This is a genomic window from Burkholderia sp. Bp8992, assembly GCF_003853705.1.
Lineage (GTDB): Bacteria > Pseudomonadota > Gammaproteobacteria > Burkholderiales > Burkholderiaceae > Burkholderia.
On the sequence record NZ_QTQI01000018.1, the window covers coordinates 1 to 17,851 of the forward strand.

Annotated in this window: 19 protein-coding genes and 1 tRNA gene; 15 read left to right on the plus strand and 5 right to left on the minus strand. The window is 65.4% G+C overall.

The annotated features are described in order from the left end of the window. Window positions 1–278 precede the first annotated feature (278 nt). Entirely contained in the window at window positions 279–1,061 is a 783-nt protein-coding gene (locus tag DIE03_RS24240; protein ID WP_124454775.1) for an SDR family oxidoreductase, read from the plus strand. 32 nt (window positions 1,062–1,093) lie between these two features. Beyond that, the gene (locus DIE03_RS24245; RefSeq protein ID WP_124454777.1) at window positions 1,094–1,534 is read left to right on the plus strand and encodes a thioesterase family protein; all 441 of its coding nucleotides are present in this window, start codon (window positions 1,094–1,096) and stop codon (window positions 1,532–1,534) included. Window positions 1,535–1,657: 123 nt separating this feature from the next. Here the strand turns inward: DIE03_RS24245 and DIE03_RS24250 are convergent, their stop codons facing one another. Continuing rightward, the gene (locus DIE03_RS24250) at window positions 1,658–2,203 is read right to left on the minus strand and encodes a LuxR C-terminal-related transcriptional regulator (RefSeq protein WP_124454779.1); all 546 of its coding nucleotides are present in this window, start codon (window positions 2,201–2,203) and stop codon (window positions 1,658–1,660) included. A 223-nt stretch (window positions 2,204–2,426) separates the two neighbouring features. On the opposite strand from DIE03_RS24250, the gene DIE03_RS24255 reads away from it, so the two are divergent. Both DIE03_RS24255 and DIE03_RS24260 read left to right on the plus strand, forming a co-directional pair. Next, window positions 2,427–3,131 carry a CoA transferase subunit A gene (locus DIE03_RS24255; RefSeq protein ID WP_124454781.1) on the plus strand — a complete coding sequence of 235 codons (705 nt, stop codon included), beginning with the start codon at window positions 2,427–2,429 and terminating at the stop codon, window positions 3,129–3,131. Between the two features lies 1 nt (window position 3,132). Next, the gene (locus DIE03_RS24260; protein ID WP_006476194.1) at window positions 3,133–3,774 is read left to right on the plus strand and encodes a CoA transferase subunit B; all 642 of its coding nucleotides are present in this window, start codon (window positions 3,133–3,135) and stop codon (window positions 3,772–3,774) included. Between the two features lie 86 nt (window positions 3,775–3,860). On the opposite strand, the gene DIE03_RS24265 is transcribed toward DIE03_RS24260, so the two are convergent. Next, the gene (locus DIE03_RS24265) at window positions 3,861–4,793 is read right to left on the minus strand and encodes a LysR family transcriptional regulator (protein WP_185658213.1); all 933 of its coding nucleotides are present in this window, start codon (window positions 4,791–4,793) and stop codon (window positions 3,861–3,863) included. Window positions 4,794–4,885: 92 nt separating this feature from the next. Here DIE03_RS24265 and DIE03_RS24270 point away from each other — a divergent pair, with 92 nt between their 5' ends. After that, a complete protein-coding gene (locus DIE03_RS24270) occupies window positions 4,886–5,770 on the plus strand; it encodes a DMT family transporter (protein WP_124454783.1) in 885 nt (294 codons plus the stop codon). Window positions 5,771–5,841: 71 nt separating this feature from the next. Here the strand turns inward: DIE03_RS24270 and DIE03_RS24275 are convergent, their stop codons facing one another. From DIE03_RS24275 to DIE03_RS24285, 3 genes are read right to left on the minus strand one after another with little or no spacing between them, the layout of a single operon-like run. Then, entirely contained in the window at window positions 5,842–6,555 is a 714-nt protein-coding gene (locus tag DIE03_RS24275; protein WP_124454785.1) for an SDR family oxidoreductase, read from the minus strand. 37 nt (window positions 6,556–6,592) lie between these two features. Then, a complete protein-coding gene (locus tag DIE03_RS24280; RefSeq protein ID WP_124454787.1) occupies window positions 6,593–7,603 on the minus strand; it encodes a polysaccharide deacetylase family protein in 1,011 nt (336 codons plus the stop codon). A gap of 11 nt (window positions 7,604–7,614) precedes the next feature. Next, window positions 7,615–8,172, minus strand: a complete 558-nt coding sequence (locus DIE03_RS24285) for an ester cyclase (RefSeq protein ID WP_124454789.1) — start codon at window positions 8,170–8,172, stop codon at window positions 7,615–7,617. 138 nt (window positions 8,173–8,310) lie between these two features. Between DIE03_RS24285 and DIE03_RS24290 the strand changes: the two genes are divergently transcribed. From DIE03_RS24290 to pheS, 10 genes are all read left to right on the plus strand, one after another. Next, window positions 8,311–9,216, plus strand: coding sequence for a LysR family transcriptional regulator (locus tag DIE03_RS24290; RefSeq protein ID WP_124455034.1), 906 nt, complete (start codon window positions 8,311–8,313; stop codon window positions 9,214–9,216). Window positions 9,217–9,341: 125 nt separating this feature from the next. After that, a complete protein-coding gene (locus DIE03_RS24295; RefSeq protein WP_124454791.1) occupies window positions 9,342–10,238 on the plus strand; it encodes an alpha/beta fold hydrolase in 897 nt (298 codons plus the stop codon). An 80-nt stretch (window positions 10,239–10,318) separates the two neighbouring features. Then, window positions 10,319–10,672, plus strand: coding sequence for a RidA family protein (locus DIE03_RS24300; RefSeq protein ID WP_124454793.1), 354 nt, complete (start codon window positions 10,319–10,321; stop codon window positions 10,670–10,672). A gap of 39 nt (window positions 10,673–10,711) precedes the next feature. Next, window positions 10,712–12,946, plus strand: a complete 2,235-nt coding sequence (locus tag DIE03_RS24305; protein WP_124454795.1) for a bifunctional (p)ppGpp synthetase/guanosine-3',5'-bis(diphosphate) 3'-pyrophosphohydrolase — start codon at window positions 10,712–10,714, stop codon at window positions 12,944–12,946. A gap of 87 nt (window positions 12,947–13,033) precedes the next feature. Continuing rightward, a tRNA-Val gene (locus DIE03_RS24310) sits at window positions 13,034–13,110 on the plus strand. Between the two features lie 273 nt (window positions 13,111–13,383). Further along, window positions 13,384–15,291: a threonine--tRNA ligase gene (gene thrS / locus DIE03_RS24320; protein WP_124454797.1), complete on the plus strand. Its 1,908-nt coding sequence runs from the start codon at window positions 13,384–13,386 to the stop codon at window positions 15,289–15,291. A gap of 49 nt (window positions 15,292–15,340) precedes the next feature. Then, on the plus strand, window positions 15,341–15,865 hold the full coding sequence (gene infC, locus DIE03_RS24325) for a translation initiation factor IF-3 (RefSeq protein WP_071734130.1): 525 nt from the start codon (window positions 15,341–15,343) through the stop codon (window positions 15,863–15,865). A 190-nt stretch (window positions 15,866–16,055) separates the two neighbouring features. After that, window positions 16,056–16,253, plus strand: a complete 198-nt coding sequence (gene rpmI / locus DIE03_RS24330; protein ID WP_004191477.1) for a 50S ribosomal protein L35 — start codon at window positions 16,056–16,058, stop codon at window positions 16,251–16,253. Window positions 16,254–16,283: 30 nt separating this feature from the next. Further along, window positions 16,284–16,643: a 50S ribosomal protein L20 gene (gene rplT, locus DIE03_RS24335; protein ID WP_004192938.1), complete on the plus strand. Its 360-nt coding sequence runs from the start codon at window positions 16,284–16,286 to the stop codon at window positions 16,641–16,643. 149 nt (window positions 16,644–16,792) lie between these two features. After that, window positions 16,793–17,806 carry a phenylalanine--tRNA ligase subunit alpha gene (gene pheS / locus DIE03_RS24340; protein ID WP_059234715.1) on the plus strand — a complete coding sequence of 338 codons (1,014 nt, stop codon included), beginning with the start codon at window positions 16,793–16,795 and terminating at the stop codon, window positions 17,804–17,806. Window positions 17,807–17,851 lie beyond the last annotated feature (45 nt).

The window sequence follows — 17,851 nt, forward strand, 5'->3', positions numbered from 1 at the left end:
TCGCCGCCGACAGCCCGGCGGGGCCGCCGCCGACGATCACGACGTCGTATTCCATCGATTCGCGCGGGCCGTATTGCTCGATGAGGCTTGCGGGGGTCATTGGCGTTCCTCTAACCGTTAGAATGCTTTTATTCGGGAGCGTATTGTCTGCGAAACGAAACGCTTGCCGCAACAACATGCGGCTAGATTAGCACGATCGTTCTATTTTTGTGCTAGGGTAATGTCGCCCGGGCTGTGCCGCCCGGGCTGGCGAAACGACATCGAAAGGGGATGTGCAAATGGGTCGGTCGATCAATCTGGAAGGCAAGGTTGCGCTGGTCACGGGCGCGTCGAGCGGCCTCGGGCAGCGCTTTGCGCAGGTGCTGTCGCAGGCTGGCGCGAAGGTCGTGCTCGCGAGCCGCCGCGTCGAGCGCCTGAAGGAACTGCGCGCGGAGATCGAGGCGGCCGGCGGCGCCGCGCACGTCGTGTCGCTCGACGTCACCGACGTCCAGAGCATCAAGGCGGCGGTCGCGCATGCCGAGACGGAAGCCGGCACGATCGACATCCTCGTGAACAATTCGGGCGTCTCGACGATGCAGAAGCTCGTCGACGTCACGCCGGCCGATTTCGAGTTCGTGTTCGACACCAACACGCGCGGCGCATTTTTCGTCGCGCAGGAAGTGGCGAAGCGGATGATCATGCGCGCGAACGGCAGCGGCAACGGCAAGCCGCCGTGCCGGATCATCAACATCGCGTCGGTGGCAGGGCTGCGGGTGTTCCCGCAGATCGGGCTGTACGCGATGAGCAAGGCCGCGGTCGTGCAGATGACGCGCGCGATGGCGCTCGAGTGGGGGCGCCACGGGATCAACGTCAATGCGATCTGTCCGGGCTATATCGATACCGAAATCAATCATTACCTGTGGGAAACCGAGCAGGGCCAGAAGCTGCAGTCGATGCTGCCGCGCAAGCGCGTCGGCAAGCCGCAGGATCTCGACGGGCTGTTGTTGCTGCTCGCGGCCGACGAGTCGCAGTTCATCAACGGCTCGATTATCTCTGCCGACGACGGCTTCGGCCTCGCCTGAGCGGATGACATTCAGCAACAAAGAAGACTGCAATGAGCGCAACAAGCGATTACTCCCCTGTATTTGAGATGTCGATGCCGATCCGCTGGGGCGACATGGACGCGTTCGGCCATGTGAACAACACGGTCTATTTCCGCTACATGGAGCAGGCGCGGATCTCGTGGTTCGAGGAGCTCGGCATTGCCGGCGGCAACGGCGAAGGGCAGGGGCCCGTCATCGTCACGGCGTCGATGGAATTTCTCAAGCAGCTGCACTATCCGGGCGACGTGATCGCGAAGATGTCGGCCGCGAAGCCTGGCCGGAGCAGCTTCGACACCGGCTTCGAGCTCACGCGCGCGGATGATCCGCAGCACGTCTATGCGCGCGGCAAGGCGCGCTGCGTGTGGGTCGACTACGCGCTCGGCAAGTCGGTGGAACTGCCGCAACTGCTGCGCGACACGATCGAGCGCGCACTCGCGACCAAAATCGACTGAGCGCCGGGTCGGCGAGACCGGCGCCGGCGCCGGTGAGCCGCCATGCCTGTCTTACCCGGAGTCATCCGATTCGGCCGCCCAGCGCGGCCGATCTTCATTCGGACGCCGCCATCCGGCGGGCGTTCACTGCCCGAGCAGACGCTGCAGCAGTTCCGGCGTGTTGTTCGTGCCGTATTTGCGCATCAGCCGTGCGCGGTAGATGTCGACCGTGCGCGAACTGATCTCGAGCACGCGCCCGATCTGCTTGCTGGTCTTGCCTGTGGCGAGCTGCGCGGCGATCTCGCGCTCGCGCGGGGTCAGCTCGACGGCGACGCGGCGCGTCGCGCTCAGGTCCTCGAAAGTCCACACGCCGGCCGCGAGCGGCGCGGTGCGGTCGAGCGCGCGGCCCGTCACGTGGCACCAGAACAGCTCGCCGTCCGCGCGCTTCATGATCCTGTCATCCGAGTAGATGCCGTTCGCGGCCATCACGCGCGCGATGCGCTCGCCGATGCGCTGGAATTCGTCCGTCGACGGGTAGAGCACCTCGTACGACTTTCCGATCAGGTCGGCCCGCGCGCAGCGGAAGATCGACGCGAGCGCGTCGTTGCAATCCTCGATCACGCGGTCGCGCGACAGCACGAGGCCGAGCGGCGCGAGGTGGAAGGCAGTCTGGTAATCGAGAGCGGGCATGGCGCAGGCAAGCGGAGGCAAACGCTTATGTATTTTTGCGTATTGTGCCGCATCCGTGCCGCATCGTACCCTTTCAGGCATCTCGCGGTGGTTTGCCGCGACATAAAAACAGCGTGCTTCGACGCAGGCATTGCCGCGCATGCATAGAATGATGCGGCGGGCTTGCGGTCCAACTGGGCGCGTGAACCGGTTTTGCTGGTTTCCATAGAGGAAGGGACAACTGATGAACAAAGTCTATCCAAGCGCGGCTGCCGCGCTGGAAGGGATCGTCCGCGACGGACAGACCTTCGCGGTGGGCGGCTTCGGCCTGTGCGGGATTCCGGAGGCACTGATCGCGGCGTTGCGCGACTCGGCCGTCAAGGGCATCACCTGCATCAGCAACAACGCGGGCGTCGACGGTTTCGGCCTCGGCCTGCTGCTGGAAACGCGCCAGATCAGGAAGATGATCTCGTCGTACGTCGGCGAGAACAAGGAGTTCGAGCGCCAGTACCTGGCCGGCGAACTCGAGCTCGAATTTACGCCGCAAGGCACGCTCGCCGAGAAGCTGCGCGCGGGCGGCGCGGGCATCCCCGCCTTCTTCACGAATACCGGCTACGGCACCGTGATCGCGGAAGGCAAGGAAACGCGCCAGTTCGGCGACCGTCACTACGTGCTCGAGCCGTCGCTGACGGCCGACGTCGCGCTCGTGAAGGCGTGGAAGGCCGACAAGTCCGGCAACCTGATCTACCGCCGCACGGCGCGCAACTTCAACCCGATGTGCGCGATGGCCGGCAAGATCACCGTGGTGGAAGTCGAGGAGATCGTCGAGAACGGCACGCTCGATCCGGACCAGGTCCACACGCCGGGGATTTTCGTGCAGCGCATCGTGCTGAATGCGACGCCTGAAAAACGCATCGAACAACGCGTCGTACGCGCGAAAGGAGACTGACATGGCCTGGAATCGTGACCAGATGGCCGCGCGCGCGGCGAAGGAACTGCAGGACGGCTTCTACGTGAACCTCGGCATCGGCTTGCCGACGCTCGTGGCCAACCACGTGCCGGAAGGCGTCGAGGTGTGGCTGCAGTCGGAAAACGGCCTGCTCGGCATCGGCCCGTCGCCGACCGAGGACGAAGTCGACGCCGATCTCATCAACGCCGGCAAGCAGACCGTCACGACGCTGCCGGGCTCGTCGATCTTCTCGTCGGCCGATTCGTTCGCGATGATTCGCGGCGGCCACATCAACCTCGCGATCCTCGGCGCGATGCAGGTCAGCAAGCAGGGCGACCTCGCGAACTGGATGATCCCCGGCAAGATGATCAAGGGGATGGGCGGCGCAATGGACCTCGTCGCGGGCGTGGGGCGTGTCGTCGTGCTGATGGAGCATGTCGCGAAGGGCGACCAGCACAAGATCCTCGAAGAATGCAACCTGCCGCTGACGGGTGTCGGCGTGGTCGACCTGATCATCACCGATCTCGGCGTGATCGAAGTGACGCCGGCCGGCCTGAAGGTCCTCGAACTCGCCGACGGCGTGAGCGCCGACGAGATCCAGGCGAAGACGGGCGCGCCGCTCGACGTGAGCGCGGTAGCCTGAGTCGTCGTTCGTCCCGATACGCCCCGCATGCCGGAAGGTATGCGGGGCGTTTGCATGGGCGGCCGGCGCGACAGGCCGCGCCGGCGTCAGACGGCGGCCCGCAACGATTCGCCGGCGCGCCCGGTTGCGGATGGGGGCTCGCCGGGCGAACCCAACTGCAGCGCATGAAACAGGAAGCGCTGTAGCGTCGCGGCCGCCGACGTGCGATCGCCGGTATCCGCGTGGCTGAACAGCCCGAAATCGGCGGCGGGCGGGGCCGGCAGTCCGGCTGCCTGTGGATCGAGCGCGCGCATCGTGTCGCGACGCACGTTCCAGTCCAGCAGCACCGCGATGCCGAGGCCGGCCTCGACCGCCGACTGGATCGCGGACAGGCTCGTGCTGGTGCAGATGACGCGCCATGCGCGGCCGGCTTCGCGCAACGTCGCGAACAGCCTGTCCTGCCACGGGCACGCACCGCCGAATGCGACGATGGGCACCGCTTCGTCCGTCGGAAGCCGGGGCGCGGCGAGCGCGGCGGCCCAGCGCAGCGGATGCCGCCACGTCGTGAGCGGCTCTGCGCGGATCAGTGCGGGATCGCCGATCACGAAATCGAGCGCATTGGCCGCGAGTCGCTGCGACAGCACCGGGCTCGTATCGACGACGATCTCGAGCGCGACGTTCGGAAACGACGCTGCGAACTGCCGCAGCGCGTGCGGCAGATGCCCGACGGCGATGTCCTCGAGAATGCCGAGCCGGACGGTGCCTGAAATGTCGCCCGCGGTGAGCGCGGCGCGGGCGGCGAGCCCGATGCCGAGGAGCTCGTGCGCATACGGCAGCAGCACGCTGCCCGCCGCCGTCGGCGTCACGCCGCGCGGCGAGCGTTCGAGCAGGCGCTGGCCGACTTCCTCCTCGAGCCGGCGCAGCGCCATGCTGACGGCGGCCTGCGTGCGATGCAGCACCATTGCCGCCGCGCTGACGCTGCCGGTTTCGATCACGGTGACGAACGTGCGCAGCAGCGTGCTGTCGAGATCGCGGATCATCAATTTTCCTGATGCAGACATAAGAATTATCAGCTTATATCAGGCGCGCGGCCGCGGTTAGCATCGGCGTGTCACTGATCTGGAGCGGTCGAATGAGCGAGGAATCGAGTACGGTACGGCCGGGTGGTGTCGCGCGCACGGCTGCCCCATTCGCGAACGCGGTCGCGCCGCTGCTGGCGGTCGCGTCGATGTGCAGCGTGCAGCTCGGCGCGGCGCTGTCGAGGCCGGCGACGATCGAGTACGGCACCGTAAGCACAACCTGGTTGCGGCTCTGTTTCGCTGCACTCGCGCTCGCGGTTGTCGTGCGGCCGCCGCTTCGCACTTATTCGCGGCAACGCTGGATTGCGGCCGTCGCGCTCGGCAGTGCGATGGCCGTGATGACGCTGTGCTTCTTCGAAGCCGTGCGCCGCGTGCCGCTCGGGCTCGCGGTGGCGATCAACTTTCTCGGGCCGCTGGCGGTCGCCGCCGTCGGCGTGCGCAGGCCGGCGATGCTCGTATGGCCCGTGCTGGCACTGGCGGGCGTGCTGTTGCTGGCGCGGCAGGACGGCATGTGGGTGACGGCGCCCGCCGCGCTGGTCTTTCCGGTCGGTTCGGCGCTCGGCTGGGCCGCCTATATCCTGTTGATGAAGCGCGTCGGTACGTTGTTCGACGGATTGCAGGGGCTCGCCACGTCGCTGATCGTGGCCGCGCTCGTCACGACGCCGTTCGGGCTTGCGCAAAGCGGCGGCCATCTGCCGGCCGGGCAACTGGTCGATGCCGCATATCTGGCGGTGCTGGTCCCGCTGTTTCCCTACGTGCTCGAGCTGATCGCCCTGCGGCGGATGAGCGCGTCGGCGTTCGGCATCCTGATGAGCGCCGAGCCTGCGATCGCTGCCGTGATCGGTTTCGTCGTGCTGGCGCAGCCGATGAGTGCGCTGCAGATCGCCGGCACGCTGTGCGTGGTCGGCGCGAGCATCGGTGCGGTCGTGCAGAAGTAGTCGCGTCGTCGCGAACGCACGGCCATGACGAGCCGGTGCGTGCGCGGGGTGTTTTATCGCGAGTGCATGCGTCACGCGATCGCGCCGCCGCCGTCGATCAGTACCGTCGAACCGGTCGCATAAGGCGTTGCCGCCAGATACAGGATCGCATTCGCGACATCCTCCGGCTGGCCGACCCTGCGTGCCGGAAGCCGCTGTGCGGCGCCTGCATACATCGCGTCGCGTGCGTCGGGTGCGAGCTTCTCCCACAGCGGCGTTGCGATCAGGCCGGGCGATACGGTATTCACGCGAACCGGCGCCAGCTCGAGTGCCAGGCCGCGGGCGAGGGCTTCGAGCGCCGCATTGATCGCCCCCTGCAGGACCGACGACGCGCTCGGCCGCACACTCAGGTAGCCGGATACGAATGTCAGCGAACCGCCGGGCGCGATATCGATCGCGCGGGCGATGCGGTATGCGCCCCAGAACTTGCTGTCCATCGCCGCCTGCGCGTCGGCAAGCGGCAGTGCACGGACCGGGCCCGTGGCCGTCTTCGCGGCCGAGATCACGACGTGGTCGAACTCGCCGGCACGCGCGCAGAAGGCGTCGACGTCCGTCGTATTCGTGATGTCGAGCGTTTCGCGCCGCACATGCGCGGCTGGCATGGCGTCGACGTCGGACCTGCCCGGGTCGCGCGAGGCGATCGTCACTAGCGCGCCGCGTCGCGCGAATGCTGCCGCCGCGGCGGCGCCGATGCCGGAGCTGCCTCCGACGACGAGGACTTTCTTTCCGTGAAGCAGATCATTCATGAGTGTCTTTCCTGGGTGAGTGTTGATGGGAATCCCGTCAGATCGTTTCGGTTTCGCGCAGCGTCGACGGGCTGTGCAGGGCGAAGCGCGCAATGTCGTCCTTGCGCATGAAGGCGACGCCCGGGTGTGATCGCGCGTAGTGCAGGAACGCGTCCCACGCGCGGACCATCTGCGGCGTGCCGCTGATCCGGTCATGCGCACTGATCGACATCAGTCTGCGCCGCTGCCCGGCTTCCGCGTACAACTGGTCGAAATCGAGCTTGATCTGCTCGAGGAACATCGTCGGCGAATAGTTGCGACCTTCGATCAGCAGGATGTCGTTGTTGCGCAGCGTGTACGGAACCACCGCGAAATCGCGACCGCCGACGGTCTCGATGAACGGTTCGTCCCGACTGACGTCGTCGATGTGATAGGTGTAGCCGAGTTCCTGCAGCAGCGGCAACGTATGCGGTCCGCGCCGCAGCCAGTTGCAGTTGTAGCCGGTGGGGCGCTGGCCGGTCACCGATTCGACCATGTCGCGTGCTTCGGTCAGGAAGCGACGCTCTTCGTCGCGGCTCATCGCGAATTGTGCGCGCCACGTCGGGCCGTGTGCGGCAGCTTCGTGGCCGCGCGACACGATTTCACGTGCCAGTTCGGGGTGCCGGCGCGCGGCTTCCCCGATCATGTGCGACGTGACTTTCACGCCGTGTCGGTCCCACAGGTCGAGCAGGCGCGGAATGCCTTCCCGGTAGCCATACGCGAACCAGGTGGCCGACGCGAGATCGACCGGCACCGACAGCGGGAACGCGACGGCCGGGAACGGGCTGTCCGCGCCCGTGGGCGGCTGTCCGCCCGCTTCGAACTGCATCGAGATCGAGATCGCGAGGCGTGTGTCGTCCGGCCAGAACGGCGCGGCCCCCGGTGCGGTGGGCGCCGGCGTCGGCGCGGCGGTTGCGGGCAGGGAGGCGCCGGCCGCCAGCGCGATGCCGGTCGCCAGTCCGGCACCGGCCTGGACCAGGAACGTGCGGCGCGGCAGGGGCGTCGGGCGTTCGTCGTTTCCGTGGGGCATCGTTCCCTCCGTCAGCCGACGAGTCCAAGCTGACGCAGCAACGTCAGGTTGTCCTCGATGTGCCAGTTTTCCGCGATCCGGCCGTGGTCGATCCGGTAGATATCGGTCGCGATGAAGTCGATCGCCTGTCCATGCCCGGCCGTTCCGTTGAAAGTGCCGGTGAAATGTCCGCGAAAATGCAGGTGCACGACGACACGGTCGCCCGCGACGATCATCTGTTCGATGTCGCAGCGCAGATCCGGGATCGCGCCGCGCATCGTGCCGGACGCCGCGAGCGGCCCCGGCAGCCCTTGTTCGCGGCCGGGTGGCAGCGTTCGGTCGGTGAAGTCGGCGGCGAGTGCCGTGCGGGCGAGGGCGGGATCGCCGGTATTCCAGAAGGTGCCGTAGCGGCGCGCGGCCAGAATTTGCGCACGGGCCTGCGCGGCCGGCAAGCCTGCCGCGACGGTCAGGTTGTGCGGCGCGACGAGATCGGCAGCACGCGACGCGGCTGGCCAGAGCGCAACGGCGCAAGCGGCCGCCGCCAATGCGTGTGCGATTGGGCCGGTGGCCGAACGAAAGCGGATCGACATGGTTTCGGAGGTCCTGTGAGGGGCGTCGGGCGACGACGCGGAACAGGTATGGTAGGTTTCCGTTCTGCATGCAAATACGGGCGAATAGCGAATGGATTCTTCGAAGAAAGGAAAGATTCGGATGAGATGGTGGCCAGGATGCTGATCGACGATTTCCCGGCGCTCGATACCTTCGCGAGGATCGTGGCGGCCGGCAGTCTGTCGGCGGCGGCGCGCGAACTCGACCTGTCGTTGTCAGTCGTCAGCAAGCGGCTCGCGCACCTGGAGTCGCGGCTCGGCGTCCGCCTGCTGCACCGGACGACACGACAGCAAACGCTGACCGATGACGGCGCGCAGTTTCACGCGCAGGTGCTGCGCATCCTGGAGGAGGTTGACCGCGCCGAAACGCTGATGCGCGATCGTCGCGGCACGGTCAGCGGTGTACTGCGCGTGACGGCGCCCGGCGAGCTCGGCCGCTTGCGGATCGCGCCGCTCGTGGCGGCATTTCAGCAGCGACATCCGCAATTGACCGTGCAACTGGTGCTGACCGATACCGTCGTCGATCTGCTCGCAGCCGACATTGACGTCGCCGTGCGGATCGGCAATCTTGCCGATTCGACGATGATCGCGCGCGAGCTGGCGCCGAATCATCGCGTGCTGTGTGCGTCGCCGGGCTATCTGGCGGCGCACGGGCTGCCGGTCCATCCGGCCGAACTCCGTGCGCATCGATGCATCGTGATGGGCGACCAGCCGCGTGCCGAATGGCGGTTCGATGGCGCTCAAGGCGGCGTGGCGGTCGAGGTGACGGCCGCGCTGCTGACGAACGACGGCGGCGCGGCGCGCACGCTGGCGCTCGAGGGCGCGGGCATTGCGTTGAAGTCGATCTGGGATGTCGACGCCGATCTCGATGCCGGTCGGCTCGTGCGCGTGCTGCCGGCGTTCGCGGCGTCCGCGGCACCGCTGCATGCCGTCTATCCCGGCGGCCGTCACGTGCCGTTGCGCGTGCGGACATTCGTCGATTTCCTGCGCGAGCAATTGCGGGGCGCCTGGCGCCGCAACGATTGAATCCGCCTCGGGAGATGGGCCGGCCGCGTGGCGCCTCGTCGTTGCGAAGCGGTTTACAATCGTTTGCATCGGGCGTCGCAAGCGTTGCCCCGCGCGTCGCCCCCGTTCTCCACAGGATGCCAACGATGCCAACGACCCCAGCGAATCCTCCGGTTCCCCGCCAGCGGCGCGTGCAGTGTGCGAGCGCGGCCGGCCTTCACCGTGTTGCCTATACCGAGTGGGGCGATCCCGCCAACCCGCGCGTGCTCGTCTGCGTGCACGGCCTGACCCGCTCGGGGCGCGATTTCGACCGGCTGGCCGCCGCGCTGTCCGATACGTATCGCGTCGTGTGCCCCGACATCGTCGGGCGCGGCCGGTCGGATCGGCTGGCCGACCCGCGGCTCTATGCGATTCCGCAGTACGTGGCCGACATGGTGACGCTGATTGCGCGGCTCGACGTCGAATCGGTCGACTGGTTCGGCACGTCGATGGGCGGCCTGATCGGCATGGCGCTCGCGGGGCTGCCCGGTTCGCCGCTGCGCCGGATGATCGTCAACGACGTCGGTCCGCGCATCGAGCCCGATTCGCTCACGCGCATCGGCGAATACCTCGGCGTGCAGCCGCGCTTTGCGACCGAGCAGGAGGGGATCGACTATCTGACGTCGCTGTCGCTGCCGTTCGGTGCGCTGACTGCGGACGAATGGCGCGAGATCAACGGGCCGCTGCTGCACGAGCTGCCCGAGGGTGGCTGGACGATGCGCTACGATCCGCGCATCGCCGAGCCGTTCAAGGCGACGACGCCCGAACTGGCCGCGCTCGGCGAGGCCGCGCTGTGGCATGCGATCGAGACGACGGATGCGTCGCTGCTCGTCGTGCGCGGCGAGACGTCCGACCTGCTGTCGCGCGAGACGGTGGCCGACATGGTGCGTCGCGGCCGGCATGTGACGCACGCCGAGATTCCGGGTGCGGGCCACGCGCCGGCGTTCATCAGCGCCGACCAGATTGCGCTTGCACGGCGGTTTTTCGTCGAAGGCGACGCATAAACGCGTCATAATATGCGGTTCGGCGGCACGCGGGCCATGCCGCCGCCCGATTCACTATCCACTCACGACCGGAACATTCCATGGCAGTCATTCGTCACCACGTCGGAGCCCGTCTCTCCGAAACCGCGATCCACAACGGTACCGTGTATCTGGCCGGCCAGATCGCCGAAGACACCACGCAGGACATCAGGGGCCAGACGCGCGAAGTGCTCGGCCACATCGACCGCCTGCTCGCCGAAGCGAACAGCGACAAGGCACATCTGCTGTCGGTGCAGATCTACATCTCGGATCTGGCGAACTTCGACGGCATGAATGCGGAGTGGGACGCATGGGTCGCGCACGGCAACACGCCGCCGCGCGCCACCGTCGAGGCGAAGCTCGCGGATCCCGCGCTGCTCGTCGAGATCGTGGTCGTCGCCGCACAGCGGAGCTGAGCGTTATCCGACGATGACCGCATTCCGCCAGGCCGTGCAATGACCGAGTCCGTTTCCGCTTCCCCCGTCGCGGCACCGTCGTTCGACGACGTACTGGCGTTCGTGCGCGAACGGGCCGGCGACGCACGCCTGTCGTCGGGCGAGTTGCTCGCCGATCACTCGGCCGGCACGGCGGCGATCATGCGCACGCTGAACGTCGACCCGTCCGCGATGCAGGCCGCGGCGCTGTTCGTGCTGACGCCGCACCTGAGCGACCCCGAGCGCGAGCTCACCGAGCGTTTCGGCGAAGAGGTGGCGCGGCTCGTGTCCGACGTGCGCAAGCTGTTGCGGCTAGGCACCGTCAGCCTGCGCGCCGCGCAGAACGCCAGGCCCGACACGGGGCGCGACGCGGCGGAAGAGCGGCGCACGCAGATCGAAGCGCTGCGCAAGATGCTGCTCGCGTTCGCGCAGGACATCCGCGTCGTGCTGATCCGGCTCGCATCGCGGTTGCAGTCGCTGCGCTATTACGCGGCCGCGAAGATCGAGCCGCCGCCCGACGTCGCGCGCGAGACGCTCGAGATCTATGCGCCGCTCGCGAACCGTCTCGGTATCTGGCAACTGAAGTGGGAGCTCGAGGATCTCGCGTTCCGCTTCGAGGATCCCGTCACCTACAAGCGGATCGCGAAGCTGCTCGACGAGAAGCGCATCGAGCGCGAGGCGTACGTCACGCAGGCGATCGAGCGGCTGCAGCACGAGCTCGCGGAAGCGAGCATCCAGGCCGACGTGAGCGGCCGGCCGAAACATATCTACAGCATCTGGCGCAAGATGCGCGGCAAGGAGCTCGATTTCTCCGAGCTGTACGACGTGCGCGCGTTTCGCGTGATCGTGCCGGACATCAAGGATTGCTACGCGGTGCTCGGCATCGTGCATCACCTGTGGCAGCCGGTGCCGAAGGAATTCGACGACTACATCTCGCGGCCGAAGCCGAACGGCTACAAGTCGCTGCATACGGTCGTGATCGGCGACGACGGCCGCGCGTTCGAGGTGCAGATCCGCACGCAGGAGATGCACCGCTTCGCCGAGTACGGCGTGGCCGCGCACTGGCGCTACAAGGAGGCCGGTGCGCGCGGCTATGGCGGCCAGTTCTCGGCGAGCGACAAGTACGACGAGAAGATCGCGTGGCTGCGCCAGTTGCTGGCGTGGAAGGACGACGTCGAGGACGGCACCGAGGTGTCGGGCGACCAGGCGTGGGCGCAATTGCGCGAGACGTCCCTCGACGACGACCATATCTACGTGCTGACGCCGCAGGCGCGCGTGATCGCGTTGCCGCAGGGCGCGACGCCGGTGGATTTCGCGTATCACCTGCACAGCGAGCTCGGCCATCGCTGCCGCGGCGCGCGCGTCGACGGCGTGATGGTCCCGCTGAACACGTCGCTCGCGAACGGCCAGACGGTCGAGATCGTCGCGGTGAAGGAGGGCGGGCCGTCGCGCGACTGGCTGAACCTGCAGCTCGGCTACCTGAAGAGCCCGCGCGCGCGGCAGAAGGTGCGTGCCTGGTTCAACTCGATCGAGCAGGAAGAAAACATCGCGCATGGCCGGGCGCTCGTCGAGAAGACGCTGCAGCGCGAAGGCAAGACGTCGGTCAGCCTGGACAACCTCGCCGCGAAGCTCGGCTTCAAGTCGCCCGAGGAACTGTTCTCGGTCGTCGGCAAGGAAGAGTTCAGCCTGCGCAATGTCGAGCACGCGCTGTCCGATGCGCCGCCGCCGGAGCCGGCGCCCGAGGCGCCCGCCGATTTCGAAAAGCGCAGCAGCGGCGCGAGCGTCGCGCACGGCGCGTCGACCGGCGTGCTGGTGGTGGGCGTCGATGCGCTGCTGACCCAGCTGGCGCGGTGCTGCCGTCCGGCGCCGCCCGATCCGATCAGCGGGTTCGTCACGCGCGGCAAGGGCATGTCGATCCACCGCACCGATTGCCCGACGTTCCGCCGGATGGTCGAGCGCGCACCGGAGCGCGTGCTGCAGACGACCTGGTCGGCCGACGTGCTGGGCGGGCGCGGCGCGTCCGTCTATCCGGTCGACCTGATGATCGAGGCGAGCGACCGGCAAGGGTTGCTGCGCGACATCTCCGAAGTGTTCGCCCGCGAGAAGATCAACGTGGTGGGCGTGAAGACGCAGAGTCGCCGCAATGCGGCGTTCATGCAGTTCACGGTCGAGGTATCGAACTCGGCGCAGGTGCAGCGCGCGTGCACGCTGCTCGGCGAGGTGCAGGGCGTCGTGCGGGCAGGGCGGAAGACGTGATGTGGGGTTGGAACACCGTTATTTTGCTGCGACCGCATAAAAACACTTGCCAAGCCCGTAACGGCTCCATATAATCTTAGCTTCTCTAGGCTCGTAGCTCAGCTGGTTAGAGCACCACCTTGACATGGTGGGGGTCGTTGGTTCGAGTCCAATCGAGCCTACCAACGAATTGAGAATGCCCGGTCTCCGGGTGTTCGATGCAGTAAAGAACTCAACGCGAACAAGGCGAATACGGTTATGACACCGCGAACGTTGACCGAAACTACTTCGGAGCGACGCTAGTCGAGGAACGTTTTCGCCCTTTCAGTTTGAGTGAAGTATCGAATGCGGCCCCTCGAAAGCGGGGCCGCATTTTTTTTGTCGCGAAATTTCTGCGCGTGATTTTTTGATCGCGCGTACCTGGTCTGCCGCCCACTGTCGGCATCACGGAGAATGCTATGGTTTCGATACGCTTGCCTGACGGCTCAGTTCGACAATACGAGCATCCGGTGACAGTTGCCGAGGTTGCAGCCTCGATCGGTCCCGGCCTTGCGAAGGCTGCGCTTGGTGGCAAGCTCGATGGCGAGCTCGTTGACACGTCCACGGTGATCGACCGCGACGCGTCGCTCGCGATCATCACGGACAAGGATGCCGACGGTCTCGACATCATCCGTCACTCGACCGCGCACTTGCTCGCGTATGCGGTGAAGGATCTGTACCCGGACGCGCAGGTGACGATCGGCCCGGTGATCGACAACGGCTTCTATTACGACTTCTCGTACAACCGTCCATTTACGCCGGAAGATCTGGAAAAGATCGAAAAGCGCATGCAGGAGCTCGCGAAGAAGGACGAGCCCGTGACGCGTCGCGTCGTGTCGCGCGACGAGGCGGCCGGTTACTTCCGCAGCATCGGTGAGAAGTACAAGGCCGAGATCATCGAATCGATTCCGCAAAGCGACGAAATCAAGCTGTACTCGCACGGCGGCTTCACCGATCTGTGTCGCGGCCCGCACGTGCCGTCCACCGGCAAGATGAAGGTCTTCAAGCTGATGAAGGTCGCGGGCGCGTACTGGCGCGGCGATTCGAAGAACGAGCAGCTGCAGCGCATCTACGGTACGGCCTGGACGAAGAAGGAAGACCAGGATCAATACCTGCACATGCTCGAGGAAGCGGAAAAGCGCGACCACCGCAAGCTGGGCAAGCAGCTCGACCTGTTCCACATGCAGGAAGAGTCGCCGGGCATGGTGTTCTGGCATCCGAAGGGCTGGGCGCTGTGGCAGCAGGTCGAGCAGTACATGCGCCGCCGCGTGAACGACGCCGGCTACCTCGAGATCAAGACGCCGATGATCATGGACCGCTCGCTGTGGGAGGCGTCGGGCCACTGGCAGAACTACCGCGAGAACATGTTCACGACGGAGTCGGAGAAGCGCGACTACGCGATCAAGCCGATGAACTGCCCGGGCCACGTCCAGGTGTTCAAGCACGGCCTGCGTTCGTACCGCGACCTGCCGCTGCGTTACGCGGAATTCGGTTCGTGCCACCGCAACGAGGCGTCGGGCGCGCTGCACGGCCTGATGCGCGTGCGCGGCTTCGTGCAGGACGATGCGCACATCTTCTGTACGGAAGACCAGTTCATCTCGGAATCGATCGCGTTCAACACGCTGGCCATGAGCGTGTACAAGGATTTCGGTTTCGATCACATCGACATCAAGCTGTCGTTGCGCCCCGAGCAGCGCGCGGGCACGGACGAGACGTGGGATCGCGCCGAGCAGGGCCTGCGCGACGCGCTGACGGCCTGCGGCCTCACGTGGGAAGAGCTGCCGGGCGAGGGCGCGTTCTACGGCCCGAAGATCGAGTACCACATCAAGGATGCGCTCGGCCGCTCGTGGCAGTGCGGCACGCTGCAGCTCGACATGGTACTGCCGGAGCGCCTCGGCGCCGAGTACGTGGCGGAAGACAACAGCCGCCGCCGGCCGGTGATGCTGCACCGCGCAATCGTCGGTTCGATGGAGCGATTCCTCGGCATTTTGATCGAGCACCATGCTGGTGCAATGCCCGTCTGGCTCGCGCCGTTCCAGGCAATTGTGCTGAATATCGCCGAAAGTCAGGCCGAATATGCGCACTCTCTGGCCCAAACGTTGCAAAAACAAGGGGTTAGAGTGGCGGCCGATTTGCGCAACGAGAAGATTAGCTATAAAATACGCGAGCACACGCTGGAAAAGGTGCCTTATCTCCTCGTCGTGGGCGATAAGGAGCGTGATGCGCAAACGGTAGCCGTGCGTGCCCGTGGCGGCGTCGACCTTGGCGTAATGCCGGTCGAAGCCTTCGTTGAGCGTCTGCAGGAAGACCTGCGCTCGTTCAAGTAACCGCCCTGGCAGCGCGGCTCGTTTTTTTAATTTTTAGAGGAAACGTAACATCGCTACTGATAAGTCGTCGCACCGCATCAACGGTGAAATCACTGCGCCGGAAGTGCGTCTGGTCGGGATCGAGAACGAACCGCTCGGTATCGTAAAACTCGCTGATGCTTTCCGTAAATCGGAAGAACTGGATGTTGACCTGGTGGAAATCGCGCCGCAAGCGGTTCCCCCGGTTTGCCGTCTGATGGATTACGGCAAGTTCAAGTACCAGGAATCGAAGAAGCAGCACGAAGCGAAGCTGAAGCAGAAGGTCATCCAGGTCAAGGAAGTCAAGTTCCGCCCGGGTACCGATGACGGTGACTACAACGTCAAGCTCCGCAATCTCGTGCGCTTCCTCGAAGAAGGCGACAAGACGAAGATCACGTTGCGTTTCCGCGGCCGTGAAATGGCTCACCAGGAAATCGGTATGCGGATGCTCGAGCGTCTGCGCACGGATCTCGAGGAAGTCGGCCAGGTCGAGCAGATGCCGAAGATGGAAGGGCGCCAGATGATCATGGTGCTCTCGCCGAAGAAAAAGAAGTAACGGGCCCGCGCGCTTCGCGTGCTGGTTCGACAGTGGTTCGGCGCGTTGCCCGGTCAGGGCGGCGTGCCAACGATGACGGCGGCTGCGCAAGCGGGTCGCCGTACACAAGTGGACTGGGTTTCGAAGGGCGGGTCAAGGGCGCAAGCCAACCGCACACCCATCGCCATCTAATAAACTGGAGTTGTTCGTCATGCCTAAGATGAAGACCAAGAAGAGCGCTGCAAAGCGCTTCGTGGTGCGTCCGGGCGGTACCGTCAAGCGCGGTCAAGCCTTCAAGCGTCACATCCTGACCAAGAAAACCACGAAGAACAAGCGTCACCTGCGCGGCGCAACGGCAGTTCATGATTCCGATCTGAACTCCGTCCGCGCGATGCTGCCGTTCGCGTAACCCCTCAACTGATACTCTAAGGAGAGAAACATGCCTCGAGTCAAACGTGGGGTAACCGCACGGGCCCGCCACAAGAAGATCATCAACCTGGCCAAGGGTTATCGCGGCCGCCGCAATAACGTCTACCGCATCGCCAAGCAGGCGGTGATGCGCGCTGGTCAGTACGCGTACCGCGACCGCCGCAACAAGAAGCGTGTGTTCCGCGCACTGTGGATCACGCGTATCAACGCGGCAGTTCGCCAGCACGACATGACCTACAGCGTGTTCATCAACGGCCTGAAGAAGGCGTCGATCGAACTCGACCGCAAGGTCCTGGCCGACATGGCGGTGTTCGACAAGGCTGCTTTTGCTGCGATCGTCAAGCAGGTGAAAGCCGCCGTTGCAGCCTAATTGCAAAATTAGCACTGCGTGGTTAGTTGCAGCGATGTTCCGGTAGTCTCGGCCGCTGCAGCGAAAACGGGGCTCTTCCGAGCCCCTTTTTTGTTTGGCCGGGCGATTTTGCTCGCCGAAAACGAATGACGTTGGAAATGATGGGATCTATGGATCTGGACCAGATTGTCGCCGACGCGCAGCAGTCCTTCGAACAGGCTGCCGACATCACCACGCTCGAAAACGAGAAAGCACGGTTTCTCGGCAAGTCGGGTGCGCTGACCGAGTTGCTGAAGGGCCTCGGCAAGCTCGATCCCGAAACACGCAAGACCGAAGGCGCACGCATCAACGTCGTGAAGCAGCAGGTTGAAGCCGCGCTGACCGCCCGTCGCCAGGCACTGGCCGACGCGCTGCTGAATCAGCGCCTCACTGCCGAAGCGATCGACGTCACGTTGCCGGGCCGCGGCGCCGGTGCAGGCAGCCTGCACCCCGTGATGCGCACGTGGGAGCGGGTCGAACAGATTTTCGGCTCGATCGGTTTCGATGTGGCCGACGGCCCCGAAATCGAGACCGACTGGTACAACTTCACGTCGCTGAACAGCCCGGAGAACCATCCGGCGCGTTCGATGCAGGACACCTTCTACGTCGAAGGCAAGGATGCCGACGGCCGCCAGTTGCTGCTGCGCACGCACACGAGCCCGATGCAGGTGCGTTATGCGCGCATGAACCGTCCGCCGATCAAGGTGATCGCGCCGGGCCGCACGTATCGCGTCGACAGCGATGCGACCCACTCGCCGATGTTCAATCAGGTCGAGGGGCTGTGGATCGACGAAAACATCAGCTTCGCCGACCTCAAGGGCGTCTATACCGACTTCCTGAAAAAATTCTTCGAGCGCGACGACATCCTCGTGCGCTTCCGTCCGTCGTATTTCCCGTTCACGGAACCGTCGGCCGAGATCGACATGATGTTCGAGCAAGGCAAGAACGCCGGCAAGTGGCTCGAGATTTCCGGTTCGGGGCAGGTGCATCCGACCGTGATTCGCAACATGGGCCTCGATCCCGAGCGCTACATCGGCTTCGCGTTCGGCAGCGGCCTCGAGCGCCTGACGATGTTGCGCTACGGCGTCCAGGATCTCCGGCTGTTCTTCGAGAACGACCTGCGTTTCCTGCGCCAGTTCGCATAACGCCGCTCGCCGCGCCGACCTGTGCCCGCGCACGCCCCGACGGAC